This window comes from Stenotrophomonas sp. Sm10 (genome assembly GCF_030985515.1).
Classification (GTDB): domain Bacteria; phylum Pseudomonadota; class Gammaproteobacteria; order Xanthomonadales; family Xanthomonadaceae; genus Stenotrophomonas; species Stenotrophomonas hibiscicola.
The window spans coordinates 63,178-77,981 of record NZ_JAPTFO010000005.1 but is presented as its reverse complement, the minus strand read 5'-3'; the positions used below and the strand labels follow the sequence as shown (position 1 = coordinate 77,981).

The window sequence follows — 14,804 nt, the reverse complement described above, 5'->3', positions numbered from 1 at the left end:
CGGGCGTTGACCCAAGTCTAGCAGGATGTGACGGCCTGTCAGTGACTGCCGGTGGCCGGGGCTGGGGCGGCCGCGGCCGGCTCCTCCTCGGGCAGGTCCAGGCTGTAGGTGCAGCCGGCCAGGGTCTTGCCCGGGTGGGAGGCCACGGTGGAGACGCTGAGGATGATCGACTCGATCTGGGCCTCGCCGGTCTTCGGGTCGGTCACGTCGCGGCTGACCAGCTCGCGGCCGGCCATGAACTTGCCGTCCTGGTCGTAGCCGGTCTCCAATTCCAGCCGTTTGGCCAGCGGGCGTGGGTCGGCCTGGTCGAGGACGGCCATGACGCTGGCGCCGGCCACCGCCACCCGATCGGTCTGTTGGCCGAACACGGTGATCGGGCTGGCCAGCCGGAACTCGCTCATGAACTGGTTGCCCTGCGGCAGCGGCTGCAGGCCCTGGGCCACGGCCTTCAGCGGATCGGCCAGCAGCGGCGCCAGCGCGGCCTGCTCGGCCACGCCCTGGCGGCATTCGATCAGGGCCGGCAGGTCAAGACTGGAGGCGAGGGCCGAAGGCACCGCAAAGGCACACAGCAGGGGCAGGCAGCAACGCAGGGACACGGGCGGTTTCCGCAGGCGAAGGGCACCCATCATAGCTCCGGTGAGCGCCTGAACAGCCCGCTGAGAAGGCGCAGGAAACCGGTCATCGCCCGCCGCACGACCATCAGTGAGAGGGTAAGCACGACCGCGAGCATGGTGATCTGCATCGATTGCCCCGCGATGCGCACCACCGCCGGCCACAGGCCCGGGCTGGTCAGCCAGGGCAACATTTCCGATGCGGCTGTCCTGGCCACTTTCACGTAGATCACGGCCAGCACGAACAGCACCAGCAACGAGGTGCGGCTGGCATGGAAGAACGGAAGCGCGTTGACCGGCCTGCCAAGCCGCTGCTGCAGCAGCGTTCGCCACAGCACCGGCAGGGTCAAGGCACCGACCAGTATCAGCACCATCGACGTTTCCCACAGCCCGGGCAGGTGGACGGGTTCTGCTCTACCCGTGAGGTGTGGGCCGATCATGCCGGTCGCCAGCCCGGCCAGCAGGCACAAGGGCGAGAGCAGGGCCAGGCTGCGCAGCAGCCAGTGCCTGCCGCTGGGGTCGCGGGCGCTGATGCGGCGCACGGTGTACGCGCCCAGCACCAGCAGGCCTGCGAACAGGCCCGCACTCTTTGCAATCGCCGTGAAGCTGTTTCCCGAGGTCATCCTTGGTTTCCTTGTGCCGCCATGCCAGGCGGCAAACAATTGCGCAGCGCGCGGACCGGCACCTGCAGCCCGGCTGGGTCAGGGCGATCGGCGCTGCGATGCCGCTGGGTACCAGCGCAGCCTGACCGGGTAGCCCAGCAGCGCCTGCAGGTGGTCGCGCACGGTCGCCGCCGTTGCGCGCGCGCCAGCGGTATCCCGGAGTTCCAGCTCCAGTTCACCGGTCATGACGTCCAGGCCATAGCCGGTCAGACCGGGCAGCTGCGGGATGAACCAGCCCTGCTGCGCCTGAAGACGGCGCTGCATCTCCGCTTCGGTCATTGAAGCGCCGATGATATAGCGCACGCGTTGCGGGCCGTCCGCCCCTGGATGGGTCTCATCCGCCTCGGAGGCTGGGCCAGTCAATCGCACGACGACGGTCCAACCCGTCGCATTGTCCACCCACATGCCGGCCAGGCGTGCCGCGTGGCGCGCCCTCAAGCGTTCCATCAATGCGTGCTGCTGCGCCTCGGCGACCGCCTGGCGGGCCGTCTGTTGGCTGACGTCAAAGAAGGCCTGCACCTCGGCGACTTTGGCGGCAATGTCGGCCGCGCTGTCGCTGGCCGGGAACGGCGACGGTCGTTCCCGGTCGGGGTCGATGCCCGGGGCAGTGGTTACCTGCAGAAGAGCGGCGATGAGTGCGGGCAACAGCGCGATGGGGTTGTCCTCCGTGATGAACCCGGTGTGCGTGGTCGTCAGCGCTCGCCGGCGTAGGGATCGGCGATGCCGAGCTCGGCCAGGATGTCGCGCTCCAGCTGTTCCATCGCCTCGGCTTCCTTGTCGTCCTCGTGGTCCCAGCCAAGCAGGTGCAGCACGCCGTGCACGGTCAGGTGCGCGTAATGGGCGTTGAGCGCCTTGCCCTGTTCGTCGGCTTCGCGGGCCACCACCGGTGCGCAGATCACCAGGTCGCCGAGCAGTGGAAACTTGACGCCCTTGGGCAGGCCTTCGGGCACTTCGGCCGGGAAGCTGAGCACGTTGGTGGCGTAGTCCTTGCCACGGTAATGGCGGTTCAGCGACTGGCCTTCCTTGGCATCGACCACGCGGATGGCCAGATCGGCCTCGCGGATGCGGCCCTTCAACGCAGCGGCCACCCACTTGCGAAAGCTCACGGCCGCCGGCAGGCCGGCACGCGGCAGGGCATAACTGACGGCGACGTCCAGTCGCACGGGACCACGGGTCATGGCGTCGCTCCAGGCTGGATCTGATGCAGGTCGCGGCGGTCGTAGGCGCTGACGATGCGCGCGACCAGCGGGTGGCGGACCACGTCGCGGGATTCGAAGAAGGTGAAGCTGACGCCCTCGACTTCACGCAGCACATCGATGGCGTCGCGCAGACCGGATTTCACGTGCTTGGGCAGGTCGGTCTGGGTCAGGTCACCGGTGACCACCGCGGTGGAGCCGTAGCCCAGGCGGGTCAGGAACATCTTCATCTGTTCGATGGTGGTGTTCTGTGCTTCGTCCAGGATCACGAATGCATCGTTGAGCGTGCGGCCGCGCATGTAGGCCAGCGGCGCGATCTCGATGACGTTCTTCTCCAGCAGCTTGACCACCTTCTCCACGCCCATCATCTCGTACAGGGCGTCGTACAACGGTCGCAGGTAGGGATCGACTTTCTGGCTCAGGTCGCCTGGAAGGAAGCCCAGCTTCTCGCCGGCTTCCACCGCGGGGCGCACCAGGATCAGGCGCTGCACCCGCGATTCGTTCAGTGCTTCGACCGCGCTGGCCACGGCCAGGAAGGTCTTGCCGGTACCGGCCGGGCCGATGCCGAAGTTGATGTCGTGGGTGGCGATCTGGTGCAGGTAGCGGGACTGATTGGCGCCACGGCCACGTACCGTACCGCGCTTGACCTTGATCGCGACCTCCTGCGCTTCGTAGGAGCGTTCGGCGATCTGCTCGACATTGGCCTGCGCCAGGCGCAGATGGATGGCGTGGTTGTCAAAGACGGTCTCGCCGGCTTCGGCGTACAGCGCTTCAACCAGCTTCTGCGCCTCCACGATGGCTTCATTGGGCCCGCTGATGCGGAACACGAAGCCACGGTTTGCGATCTCCACGCCGAGCTTCAGCTCGATCTGGCGCAGGTGCCCGTCGAAGGGGCCGCACAGGTTGGCCAATCGCTCGTTGTCTTCCGGCGACAGGGTGAAGTCTCGATGATCGATGCTTTTCATTGCTTGGGGTGGGGCGGGTTCGCCGTCCACCGCGATGGACTTGGGATGACAAGGTTACGCGCGTACCGGGCATGCGGCCAGCAGCGGGCCGATACGCGGTTTTCCACACCCGGTGTGGACGGGGGGCGCGAAAACCTGTGGATAGGCCTTCGCAGTGCTTGTGCCACAAGGCGTATGAGGCGGTGGTGAAAAAACCGTCACAGCCGGCCGGCTCCTGTGACGGCAGCGCATCTTCCGCTGCCAGGCACCCAGTACGGCCGCCCCCGTTCGGTTCTCCACACCAGCTGTGGAATGATGCTGAATCAAGCTGTGGATAGGTGGAGAGGAGCCTTGCAGCAAAAGGCTCGCCCGTACGTGGCGAAAAAACCGTCAGGGCTGATCGGAATCATTGAGGGTGCACGGGGCAGCTGGCACCGTGTCGCCGTCGCAGGAGGGGATGGTATGGGCATCGGCAACGGGATGCGTGGACTCGGGCTGGCGGCCATCGGCCTGCTGGCAGGCTGTGGGCAGTCAACGCCAACGGCGCTGGGCACACTGGAGTGGGACCGGATCACGGTGCCGGCGCCGGCGGCCGAGGTGATCGCCACGTTGGAGGTGCGCGAGGGCCAGCGGGTCAAGGCCGGGGCCGTGCTGATGCAGCTCGACCCCGCCCGCGGCGACGCGCAGTTCGCGGTGGCGCAGGCCGACACGGCGCGCGCGCAGGCCCAGCTGGAAGAGCTGAAGCTCGGCCCGCGGCAGGAACAGATCGCACAGGCCCAGGCACAACTGGCCGCGTTGCGCGCGCAGTCTGCTGAAGCCACTGCCTACTATCGGCGCGTGCAACCATTGGCACGCCAGCGCCTGATCGCCGCCGCCGAGCTGGACCGTGCACGGGCGGCCGCCGGCAATGCCGCGGCCAGCGTGCGTGCCGCCGAGCAGGCCTGGCTGGAACGGGTGCACGGCAGTCGCGCGCAGGACATCGCCCAGGGCCAGGCGGCCGCCGACGCCGCACAGGCGCAGCAGGTGGTGCAGGGCGTCAACCTGCAGAAGCTGCAGCTGCGCGCACCGCGCGATGGCGTGATCGATGCCTTGCCGTACCGGCAGGGTGACCAGGCACCGATCGGGGCGCCACTGGCGGTGCTGCTGGTTGGCGAGCGCCCCTATGCGCGCGTCTACCTGCCGCAGCCGCTGCGCCTGCAGGTCAAGGTCGGTCAGCCGGCGCAGATACAGCTGGAGGGAGGGCGCACCGTACTGAAGGGCCATGTGCGCGCGATCCGCAGCGAGCCTTCATTCACCCCGTACTACGCACTGACCGGCGATGACGTCGAGCGCCTGAGCTACCTCGCCGAGATCGAAGTGGATGAAGCCAGCGACATGCAGACGCTTCCGGCCGGGCTGCCGGTGCAGGTGCGCTTCTGAACACCGGTGCGGACATCGCAGTGCATGCGCAGGGCCTGACCCGCCGCTTCGGCGATCTGCTGGCCGTGGACAAGGTCGACCTGACCGTGCCCCGTGGCCAGGTCTATGGTTTCCTGGGCCCGAACGGGTCGGGCAAGTCGACCACCATCCGCATGCTGTGCGGCCTGCTGGAACCCAGTGCGGGGCAGATCGAGGTGCTGGGCCTGGCGGTTCCCGAGCAGGCCGAAGCACTGCGCCGGCGCATCGGCTACATGACCCAGCGCTTCTCGCTGTACGAAGACCTATCGGTACGCGAGAACCTGGAATTCCTCGCCGCCATCCAGGGCCTGCCGCGCAACCAGGCCCGGCAACGGGTCGATGCGCTGCTGCAGCAGTACCGGTTGCAGGACCGGCAGCCGCAGCTGGCCGGTACGCTCAGCGGCGGGCAGAAGCAGCGCCTGGCCCTGGCCGGCGCCGTGGTGCATTCGCCCGAACTGCTGTTCCTGGACGAGCCGACCAGCGCGGTCGACCCGGAGTCACGCCGCGACTTCTGGGAGGCCCTGTTTGAACTTGCCGACGCCGGTACCACCGTGCTGGTCTCGACCCACTACATGGACGAAGCCGAGCGCTGCCACCGGCTGGCTATTCTTGATCGTGGCGCGCTGGTCGCCGATGGCACGCCGGCCGAACTGTGTGCGCAGCTGGACGGCCGCACGCTGCAGGTCACGTCATCGCAGCCACGCCAGGCCAGCCGCGTGCTGGCCGAGCTGCCCGGCGTGCTGAGCGTGGCGCAGATCGGCACCCATCTGCGCGTGCTGTGCAATGAGGGCGTAGCGGATGTCGCAGTGCTGCGGCGCGCGCTGGCCAGCGCCGACCCGCAAGCGCATATCGAAACCGTAGCGCCGAACCTGGAAGACGTGTTCGTCGCCGCCACCCGCGGCCGTGGCCGGGAGCCGGCGGCATGAACCTGCGCCGGCTGTGGGCGATCGTGCTCAAGGAGCTGCGGCAGCTGCGCCGCGACCGCATCACGCTGGCGATGATCGTCGGCATTCCGGTGATGCAGCTGCTGCTGTTCGGGTATGCGATCAACCTCAACCTGCGCCACCTCGATGCCGGTGTCGCCGACCAGGACAACAGCGCCGCCTCTCGCGCGCTGGTGCAGGACATGGTCGCTACCGGCGTGATCACGCCGCGCAGCGAGGCGTACACGCCCGACCAACTGATGCAGGCGCTGCGCCGTGGCGAGATCAGTGTCGGCATCGTGGTGCCGGCCGACTTCGAGCGTCGCCGCTTCGACGGTCGCGAAGCAGTGCAGGTGCTGGTCGATGGCAGCGACACCGTGGTGCAGAGTGCGGCGATCCAGCTGGCGCAGGTGCCACTGGATACGCGCCCGACCAGCAATACGCGGCCGCTGCGCGAAGGCAGCATTGCCGGTGGCCAGGTCAGCGTGACCAGTTTCTACAACCCGCAACGGCGCTCGGCGGTGAACATCGTGCCCGGCCTGATCGGGGTGATCCTGACCATGACCCTGGTGATGTTCACGGCGGTGGCGGTGGTGCGCGAACGCGAGCGCGGCAACATGGAACTGCTGATCGCCACGCCGGTATCGCGCAGCGAACTGATGGTCGGCAAGGTGCTGCCCTATGCAGCGATCGGTCTGCTGCAGACCACGCTGGTGCTGGTGCTGGGCACCTGGCTGTTCCAGGTGCCGATTCGCGGCAGCCTGCTCGACATCTACCTGGCCGCGGTGCTGCTGGTGCTGGCCAACTTGGCGCTGGGCCTGCTGATCTCCACGCGCGCGCGTTCGCAGTTCCAGGCGATGCAGATGACCCTGTTCCTGTTCCTGCCGTCGATCCTGCTGTCGGGCTTCATGTTCCCGTTCGCCGGCATGCCGCGGCCGGTGCAGTGGCTGGCCGAAGTGCTGCCGCTGACCCACTTCCTGCGCCTGGTGCGCGGCATCATGCTGCGCGGCGCCTCGCTGTGGGAGCTGTGGCACGACGCACTGGCGCTGCTGGCCTTCATCGTGGTGATGATGACGCTGGCGATCCTGCGTTTCCGCAAGCGCCTGGATTGAGGCCTGCCATTCGGTAGTGCCGGCCGCTGGCCGGCATCATTTCCGGTAGGTGCCGACCGTTGGTCGGCACACCTTATTCCGCCACCACGCGCCCGCGCAGCGAATTGGTCAGCGCTTCGGTGATCACCACATCCACGAACTGCCCGATCAGGCGCGCAGGCGCCGGGAAATTCACCGACCGCATGTTCTCGGTCTTGCCGGTCAGCTCGTTCGGGTTCTTGCGCGACGGCCCTTCCACCAGCACGGTCTGCACCGTGCCCACCATCTTCTGGGAGATGCTGGCGGCGTGCGCATTGATGCGCTCCTGCAGGCGCGACAGGCGCGCGTGCTTCTCCGCATCGCTGATCGTGTCCTCCAGGTCGGCCGCTGGCGTGCCCGGGCGGCGCGAATAGATGAAGGAGAAGCTGTGGTCGAAGCCGATGTCTTCGATCAGCTTCATGGTCTTCTCGAAGTCGGCATCGGTCTCGCCGGGGAAGCCGACGATGAAGTCCGAGCTGATTGAAATGTCCGGGCGCACCGCACGCAGCTTGCGGATCTTCGACTTGAATTCCAGCGCGGTGTAGCCGCGCTTCATCGCCGACAGCACGCGGTCGCTGCCGGCCTGCACCGGCAGGTGCAGGAAGTTGGCCAGCTGCGGAACGTCGCGGAACGCATCGATCAGCGAATCGCTGAACTCGAGCGGGTGCGAGGTGGTGAAGCGGATGCGGCCGACCCCATCGATCTCGGCGATGGTGCGGATCAGCAGGCCAAGGTCGGCAAACTCACCGTCTCCATACGGGCCGCGATAGGCGTTGACGTTCTGGCCGAGCAGGTTGATCTCGCGCACGCCCTGCGCGGCGAGCTGCGCCACTTCCACCACCACGTCCTCGAACGGGCGGCTGACTTCGGTGCCGCGGGTGTAAGGCACCACGCAGAACGAGCAGTACTTGGAACAGCCTTCCATGATCGACACGAACGCCGAGGCACCTTCGGCGCGTGGCTCGGGCAGGCGGTCGAACTTCTCGATCTCGGGGAAGCTGATGTCCACCTGCGGGCGCTTCTGCTCGCGGCGTGCGCGGATCAGTTCCGGCAGGCGATGCAGGGTCTGCGGACCGAACACAAGGTCCACGAACGGGGCGCGCTTGATGATCGCTTCGCCTTCCTGCGAGGCCACGCAGCCGCCCACGCCGATGATGACCTCGCGGCCCTTGTTCTTCAGGCCCTTCCACACGCCGAGTTGGCTGAACACCTTCTCCTGCGCCTTCTCGCGGATGGAGCAGGTGTTGACCAGGATGACGTCGGCGTCGTCCGGGCTGTCGGTCAGTTCCAGGCCATCGCTGGCGGCAAGTACGTCGGCCATCTTGGCCGAGTCGTACTCGTTCATCTGGCAACCGTGGGTCTTGATGTACAGCTTGCCCTTGACCTGGTCAGGCTTGCGCGGACCAGCGGGCAGGGCAACGAGCGGGGTACCGCCCGGCGTGACGGGCGGAAAGACGTCTGGCGTCCCGGTCATGGCGCTTAATCCATTCGGGTGGCGGGAAAGCGGGCAATTCTACCCGCATCCCGCGCCAGCCGCCGCGCCCTTGTAGAGCCGAGCCCACGCTCGGCTGCTCTTCCCGCTTCCCATGGGGCAGCCTGGCATGGCCTGGCTCTACTGAAGCCAGCCGAGCGTGGGCTCGGCTCTACAAGGAAAGCCGGCCGGGGCTGCTCCGGCGCTGCTTATGCCGCTGCCAGCTCCGCATCGATCTGCCGCGAACGGTCGAAGGCGGTCATCGCGCTCATCCGCGCAATGTAATCAGCCGTGGCCGGCGCAGGCTGCACCAGGCCGAAGGCCGTGGTCCAGGCCAGCGCATTGCCCCACAGCACATCGGCGGCACTCATCGTCCCGCCGAGCAGGTAGGGACCCTGTGCCAGCTGGGCCTCGACCACCTGCAGCACGGTGTCCGCATCGTTGTACGGTGACATCAGGCGCGGCGGTGGCTCGCGGTGCATCGCCTTGTCGATCATCGCTGGCTCGAAGCAGGCGCCGTAGAAGGCCATCCAGCGAAGGTAGGGCCCGCGCAGGGCGTCGCCGATCGGCGGTGCCAGCCCGGCTTCCGGATACAGGTCGGCCAGGTACAGATAAATGGCGACCTGCTCGGTCACCAGTGCGCCGTTGTGGACGATGGCCGGCACCTTGCCCATCGGGTTGATGGCCAGATAGGCCGGAGCCAGGTTGGCGCCGGCTTTCAGGTCCAGCACCTGCATGCGGTAGTCGGCACCCAGCGCTTCGAGCAGAGCCACGGCGCCGCTCGAGCGGGATCGGGCGGCGTGATACAGGGTGATCTGGCGTGAGGTCATGGCATTGCTCCTTGCGGTGGGTGGTGAACTGGAAGCCATCCTGGGGCACTATTGCGGACGACTTCTGTCCTCGATTCTTCATGCGCCATACCGCCCATCGACTGCTGCGCCTGATCGCCCTGCTGCAGGCCCGCCGCCAGTGGTCCGGGGCTGAGCTGGCCGAGCGCATGGGCGTGGACCGGCGCAGCATCCGCCGCGATATCGAGCGCCTGCGCGAGCTGGGCTACCCGGTCCACGCCTCGTCAGGGGTGGGCGGCGGCTACCAGCTCGGGGCGGGGGCGCCGGTATTGCCGATGCTGCTGGACGAGGAGGAGGCAACCACCCTGGCCATCGCCCTGCGTGCCGCGTCTGCGACCGTCGCCGGCATCGACGACACTGCGCGGGGCCTGTTGTCCAAGCTCGACCCGCTGGTGCCGACCCGCCGCCGCCGGCAGGCCGGGGAGGTGCATGCGGCGACGGCCACCCTGGCCGACCTTCCGTCCACCGACGCACGCCTGCTCGGACGGCTGGCCCAGCACTGTCGGCAGGCGTCGCGGCTGGCCTTCGAATACCGCAGTGCGCAGGACGCGGTCACCCAGCGCGAGGTCGAGGCCCAGCACCTGGTCAATTACGGGCGGCGCTGGTATCTGCTTGCCTGGGACCTGGGGCGGCAGGACTGGCGCACTCTGCGCGTGGACCGCATGGGTGCCGTACGTGAGTGCTCCGAGCCGGGCCTGCACCGGCGCACGCCAGCCCCTCCGGACGTGATGGTGCGGCAGGCGGTCAGCCAGGCGCCGTTCGCACTGCAGGCCATCGTCCGCCTGGCCGGCAGCCGCACCGAGCTGGAAGGGCGCATCCCACCGTGGTGTGGTGTGCTGGAGGCTGATGGTGTCGGCCATTGCCTGTTGCGCATGGGCGCCGAGAGCCGCGGCATGATGCTGGCGCAGATCCTCAGCCTGGACCGGGTGCCGGTGGCGTTGTGGACCACACCGCCGGGCCTGCGCGATGAGCTGGCACAGCGTTTGGCCGGATTGGGCCAGGTGCTGGCTGTGCCGCCGGTCACAGGCTGAGCCACGTCGCTTGGCAAGCCCCGGCGAAGCTGGGACACTCGCGGCATGAAGGGGATACTGGGGACAACGGCGATCATCATCGCTGCGCTGACCGCTGCGCCGGCCAGCGCCGGCACCCTGTACAAGTGCCAGGGTGCCGACGGGGTCACCAGCTACGTGAGCAAGCGAGTGGCCGGCGCGCGCTGCAGCAGCATCAGCTACAGCCGCGATACCCGGCCGGCACCGCGCCCTGTGGTGGTCGCGCCGAAGCCTGCGCCGACCACGGTGGCCAGCATCGAACGCAATCCGGTCGCCGTGGCGGCCAGCGCCGCTGCGCCCACTGCGGTCGCGTCGACGCCTGCTGCCCCCGCGCCTGCTGCGGCACCGACGGCCTCGCGGGCCGGGCGGATGGTCAGCGGCCAGGTCTATTCCTTCATGAAGGATGGGGTGCGCCACTACACCAGTGCGCGGCCAACCCAGGTCGCCAACCTCGGCCCGGTGCGTACGATCCGCTACAGTTTCATGGAGCGCTGCTATGCCTGTGGCGTCAACCCACGCGTGGACTTCGGTTCGGTGCGCTTGAACACCACCGCGTTCCAGACCGAGATCACCTCGGCCGCACGCGAGTTCGGCGTCGAAGAAGCCGTGGTGCGCGCCATCATCCACGCCGAGTCGGCCTACAACCCGACCGCGCTCAGCCGCGCCGGCGCGCAGGGCCTGATGCAGCTGATGCCGCCGACCGCGGCCCGCTTCGGGGTCAGCGATTCCTATGATGCCGGGCAGAACATCCGCGGTGGCGTGCAGTATCTTGCGTGGTTGCTGAAGCGCTTCAATGGCGACCTGACCCTGGCTGCGGCCGGCTACAACGCCGGCGAGGGCGCGGTCGACCGCCACGGTGGCGTGCCGCCCTACAGCGAGACGCAGTACTACGTGCGCCGGGTCGGGCAGCTGGCCGAGCGTTACCGCACCGCCCTGAGTCACCAGTAGGTGCCGACCGTTGGTCGGCACTCCCTTGAACAAGTGGGTGCCGACTGTCAGTCGGCACTCCTTGCAAAGAGCGTTGTGTGGCGCGCGACGGTTCCGCTACACTCGACCGCGATTCAATGCGGCTCTGGCCCCCACCGGATCCGCTGGCAGCCTTAAAGCTACCTAATCAATATCGGAGTGCCGGATGGCCAACGATGGGGTACACGATCCAGTCAACACCGGACGTCGGCGTTTTCTTTCTGCCACCACAGCCGTGGTGGGCGCCGTCGGCGTCGGATTCACCGCCGTTCCTTTCATCAAATCCTGGAACCCCAGTGCCCGCGCCAAGCTTGCCGGCGCACCGGTGGTGGCCGATATCAGCGCCCTGCAGGAAGGCCAACGCCTGATCGTGGAATGGCGTGGCCAGCCGATCTGGATCGTCAAGCGGTCCAAGGCCATCCTCGATGCGCTGCATGGGCTGGACGGCCGTCTCAAGGACCCCGAGTCCGGCGAGAAGGACCAGCAGCCGGACTACGTGCTGAAGCAGAACCCCGAACTGCGCTCGATCAAGCCGGACATCTCCGTACTGGTCGGCCTGTGCACGCACCTGGGCTGCTCGCCGGAAATGGTCGCCGAAATCCGGCCTGAGCCCTACGACCCGCAGTGGAAGGGCGGCTACTTCTGCCCCTGCCACAAGTCGCGCTTCGACATGTCCGGACGCGTCTTCAAGGACGTGCCGGCGCCGATCAACCTGAAGGTGCCCGCGCACCATTACCAGGACGACAACACCATCATCATCGGTGTCGATCCGCAGGGGGCTGCCTGATGGCCAATATCCTCAGCCGTACCGCCAGCGGCGTGGCCGACTGGGTCAATGCCCGCGCGCCGGGCCTGATGCCGGTCTATCGCAAGCATGTGAGCGAGTACTACGCGCCGAAGAACTTCAACATCTGGTACTACTTCGGTTCGCTGGCGCTGCTGGTGCTGGTCAACCAGATCGTCACCGGCATCTTCCTGACGATGCACTACAAGACCAGCGCCGCCGAGGCGTTCGGCTCCATCGAGTACATCATGCGGGACGTGGAGTGGGGCTGGCTGATCCGCTACATGCACTCCACGGGTGCCTCGCTGTTCTTCATCGTGGTCTACCTGCACATGTTCCGTGGCCTGCTGTACGGCAGTTACCAGAAGCCACGCGAGCTGGTGTGGATCCTCGGCATGCTGATCTACCTGGTGTTGATGGCCGAAGCCTTCATGGGCTACGTGCTGCCGTGGGGCCAGATGTCGTTCTGGGGCGCCAAGGTGATCATCTCGCTGTTCGGTGCCATACCGGTGATCGGCAACGGCCTGACCGAGTGGATCATGGGCGATTACCTGCCCAGTGACGCCACGCTCAACCGCTTCTTCGCGCTGCATGTCATCGCCTTGCCGCTGGTGCTGTTGCTGCTGGTGGTACTGCACCTGGGCGCGCTGCACGAAGTGGGTTCGAACAACCCCGATGGCGTGGAGATCAAGAAGGGGCCGAAGGGCAACCGCTGGTCGCCGAACGCTCCGGCCGACGGTATTCCGTTCCACCCGTACTACACGCTCAAGGATGGTGTAGGCGCCGGCTTCCTGCTGATCATCGCCGCCTTCATCATTTTCTTCGCGCCTGGTTTCGGCGGCCTGTTCCTGGAGCACGACAACTTCACCGAGGCCAACCGCCTGGTCACCCCGGAGCACATCAAGCCGGTCTGGTACTACACGCCGTACTACGCGATGTTGCGCGTAGTGCCGAACAAGCTCGGTGGCGTGCTGGTGATGTTCTCGGCCATCGCGATCCTGTTCCTGGTGCCGTGGCTGGACAAGGCGAAGGTGAAATCGGTGCGCTACCGCGGCTGGATCTCGAGGGTGATGCTGGGCGTGCTGGCGGTGTGCTTCGTGTGGCTGGGCGTGATCGGCTCCGGCCCGGGCACCGACGTGCATGAAACCTACATCGGGCGGGTGCTGACCTTCCTGTACTTCGCCTTCTTCATCACCATGCCGCTATGGACACGGTTGGACAAGACCAAGCCGGTACCGGAGAGGGTGACCACGCATGACTGAGCGCTGGATGGTCCGGCTGGCCCTGGCGGCCACCCTGATGCTGGGCAGTTTCCTGGCCTCCGCCGCCGAGGGCGGCACCAAGCTGCTGCAGGCCGGCAACGATCTGGGTGACCGCGCCTCGCTGCAGCGCGGCGCACAGTTGTACATGAACTACTGCTCCGGCTGCCATGCGCTGAAGTACCTGCGCTATTCGCGGATGGCGCAGGACCTGGGCCTGACCGAGGAAGAGGTGATGAACAACCTCAACTTCACCGGCTCGGCGATCGGCGACCCGATCCCGGTGGCGATGCCCAAGGAGAACGCGGAGAAGTGGTTCGGCAAGATGCCGCCGGATCTCAGCCTGATCGCGCGCGTGCGCGGCAGCGACTGGGTCTACACCTACCTCAAGTCGTTCTACCTGGACAGCAGCCGGCCGCTGGGCTGGAACAACGCGCTGTTCGCCAACGCCTCCATGCCGAACCCGCTGTGGGAGATGCAGGGCCTGCAGCACGCCGTGCATGGCAAGGCCGAAGGCCCCGGCATGGACCCGCCGGTGACCGGCCTGAAGATTGAAACGCCGGGATCGGTGGATGCCGGGCAGTACGACCAGGCGGTGCGCGACATCACCAACTTCCTCGAATACGCCGGCGAGCCGGCCGCGCTCAAGCGCCAGCAGCTGGGCGTGTGGGTGATCCTGTTCCTGGCCCTGCTGACCTTCCTGCTGTACCTGCTGAAGAAGGAATACTGGAAGGACGTCCACTGATTCGGCCGCCGGCCATCGCACGGGCCTATTGGCTTTTGTGATGGTCGGTTGCACACTCGGGGAGGAGTCGACCGTCGGCACGGTGCCGGCGGCGCCGATGCGGCAGGCGGTCTCCTGTCGTGGGAGAGCCTTTGATGGCGGCGAGCGTACGCATGCGCAATACACTGACGCTGTTTTCCTCGAACGACGATGTGCTGTGCCACCGGGTGCGCCTGGTCCTGGCGGCCAAGGGCGTCACCTTCGACTTCGTTCCGGTCGATCCGCAGAACCCGCCCGAAGACCTGATCGATCTCAATCCGTACCACTCGGTGCCGACCCTGGTGGAGCGCGAGCTGGTGCTCTACGCCGCGTCGGTGGTGAGCGAGTACCTGGACGAGCGCTACCCGCATCCGCCGCTGATGCCGGTCGATCCGCTGTCGCGTGCGCGCATCCGCCTGGCGATGCTGCGCATCGAGCACGACTGGGTGCCGCAGGTGCAGGCCATCCAGCTGGGCAACAAGACCCAGGCCGAGGCCGGGCGCAAGCGCCTGAAGGAACTGCTGACCGCCTCGCTGCCGCTGTTCAAGGCCAGCAAGTTCTTCCTCAACCCGGAAATGAGCCTGGCCGACTGCGCCATGGCCCCGATCATCTGGCGGCTGCAATCGCTGGATGTGCCACTTCCGAAGGATGGCAAGGCGATTGAGGACTACGGTAACCGCATCTTCCGCCACCCCGGTTTCGTCCGCAGCCTGACCGAGCAGGAAAAGAAGCTGCGCGACCTGCCGGCCTGATCCGGCCCG

General features: G+C 67.1%; 16 protein-coding genes. 9 read left to right on the top strand and 7 right to left on the bottom strand.

Translation table 11 applies throughout. The features are described 5' to 3' along the window. Nucleotides 1-38: 38 nt before the first annotated feature. The 5 genes from O0J15_RS02740 to O0J15_RS02720 form a co-directional block, all read right to left on the bottom strand. Nucleotides 39-626 (bottom strand): hypothetical protein, encoded by a 588-nt coding sequence (locus O0J15_RS02740; RefSeq protein ID WP_209020378.1) that lies wholly within the window; start codon nt 624-626, stop codon nt 39-41. Further along, the gene (locus O0J15_RS02735) at nt 626-1,234 is read right to left on the bottom strand and encodes a hypothetical protein (RefSeq protein ID WP_308305031.1); all 609 of its coding nucleotides are present in this window, start codon (nt 1,232-1,234) and stop codon (nt 626-628) included. The genes O0J15_RS02740 and O0J15_RS02735 overlap by 1 nt, the downstream gene beginning before the upstream one ends. 78 nt (nt 1,235-1,312) lie before the next feature. Beyond that, nucleotides 1,313-1,918 (bottom strand): hypothetical protein, encoded by a 606-nt coding sequence (locus tag O0J15_RS02730; protein ID WP_019659040.1) that lies wholly within the window; start codon nt 1,916-1,918, stop codon nt 1,313-1,315. A gap of 47 nt (nt 1,919-1,965) precedes the next feature. After that, nucleotides 1,966-2,451: an rRNA maturation RNase YbeY gene (ybeY, locus tag O0J15_RS02725; protein WP_019659039.1), complete on the bottom strand. Its 486-nt coding sequence runs from the start codon at nt 2,449-2,451 to the stop codon at nt 1,966-1,968. Then, complete coding sequence (locus tag O0J15_RS02720; RefSeq protein WP_019659038.1) at nt 2,448-3,434, bottom strand: PhoH family protein; 987 nt, start codon at nt 3,432-3,434, stop codon at nt 2,448-2,450. The genes ybeY and O0J15_RS02720 overlap by 4 nt, the downstream gene beginning before the upstream one ends. Nucleotides 3,435-3,875: 441 nt before the next feature. On the opposite strand from O0J15_RS02720, the gene O0J15_RS02715 reads away from it, so the two are divergent. From O0J15_RS02715 to O0J15_RS02705, 3 genes are read left to right on the top strand one after another with little or no spacing between them, the layout of a single operon-like run. Then, entirely contained in the window at nt 3,876-4,832 is a 957-nt protein-coding gene (locus tag O0J15_RS02715) for an HlyD family secretion protein (RefSeq protein ID WP_021203568.1), read from the top strand. 20 nt (nt 4,833-4,852) lie between these two features. After that, nucleotides 4,853-5,776 carry an ABC transporter ATP-binding protein gene (locus O0J15_RS02710; protein ID WP_111097895.1) on the top strand — a complete coding sequence of 308 codons (924 nt, stop codon included), beginning with the start codon at nt 4,853-4,855 and terminating at the stop codon, nt 5,774-5,776. After that, nucleotides 5,773-6,885 (top strand): ABC transporter permease, encoded by a 1,113-nt coding sequence (locus tag O0J15_RS02705; protein WP_308305030.1) that lies wholly within the window; start codon nt 5,773-5,775, stop codon nt 6,883-6,885. The genes O0J15_RS02710 and O0J15_RS02705 overlap by 4 nt, the downstream gene beginning before the upstream one ends. A gap of 73 nt (nt 6,886-6,958) precedes the next feature. On the opposite strand, the gene miaB is transcribed toward O0J15_RS02705, so the two are convergent. Together miaB and O0J15_RS02695 are read right to left on the bottom strand one after the other, a co-directional pair. Then, entirely contained in the window at nt 6,959-8,377 is a 1,419-nt protein-coding gene (gene miaB, locus O0J15_RS02700; protein WP_308305029.1) for a tRNA (N6-isopentenyl adenosine(37)-C2)-methylthiotransferase MiaB, read from the bottom strand. A 206-nt stretch (nt 8,378-8,583) separates the two neighbouring features. Further along, nucleotides 8,584-9,204, bottom strand: a complete 621-nt coding sequence (locus O0J15_RS02695; protein WP_058979542.1) for a glutathione S-transferase family protein — start codon at nt 9,202-9,204, stop codon at nt 8,584-8,586. Between the two features lie 80 nt (nt 9,205-9,284). On the opposite strand from O0J15_RS02695, the gene O0J15_RS02690 reads away from it, so the two are divergent. The 6 genes from O0J15_RS02690 (at nt 9,285) to O0J15_RS02665 (ending at nt 14,795) form a co-directional block, all read left to right on the top strand. Next, nucleotides 9,285-10,253: a WYL domain-containing protein gene (locus O0J15_RS02690; RefSeq protein ID WP_308305028.1), complete on the top strand. Its 969-nt coding sequence runs from the start codon at nt 9,285-9,287 to the stop codon at nt 10,251-10,253. 45 nt (nt 10,254-10,298) lie between these two features. Beyond that, entirely contained in the window at nt 10,299-11,219 is a 921-nt protein-coding gene (locus tag O0J15_RS02685) for a lytic transglycosylase domain-containing protein (protein WP_019659031.1), read from the top strand. Nucleotides 11,220-11,403: 184 nt separating this feature from the next. Beyond that, nucleotides 11,404-12,024, top strand: a complete 621-nt coding sequence (petA, locus tag O0J15_RS02680) for a ubiquinol-cytochrome c reductase iron-sulfur subunit (RefSeq protein WP_004151998.1) — start codon at nt 11,404-11,406, stop codon at nt 12,022-12,024. Further along, nucleotides 12,024-13,283, top strand: a complete 1,260-nt coding sequence (locus tag O0J15_RS02675) for a cytochrome bc complex cytochrome b subunit (RefSeq protein ID WP_019659030.1) — start codon at nt 12,024-12,026, stop codon at nt 13,281-13,283. Before petA ends, O0J15_RS02675 begins: the two co-directional genes overlap by 1 nt. Then, entirely contained in the window at nt 13,276-14,025 is a 750-nt protein-coding gene (locus O0J15_RS02670; RefSeq protein ID WP_058979545.1) for a cytochrome c1, read from the top strand. The genes O0J15_RS02675 and O0J15_RS02670 overlap by 8 nt, the downstream gene beginning before the upstream one ends. A 134-nt stretch (nt 14,026-14,159) precedes the next feature. After that, complete coding sequence (locus tag O0J15_RS02665) at nt 14,160-14,795, top strand: glutathione S-transferase N-terminal domain-containing protein (protein ID WP_021203577.1); 636 nt, start codon at nt 14,160-14,162, stop codon at nt 14,793-14,795. Nucleotides 14,796-14,804: the final 9 nt, after the last annotated feature.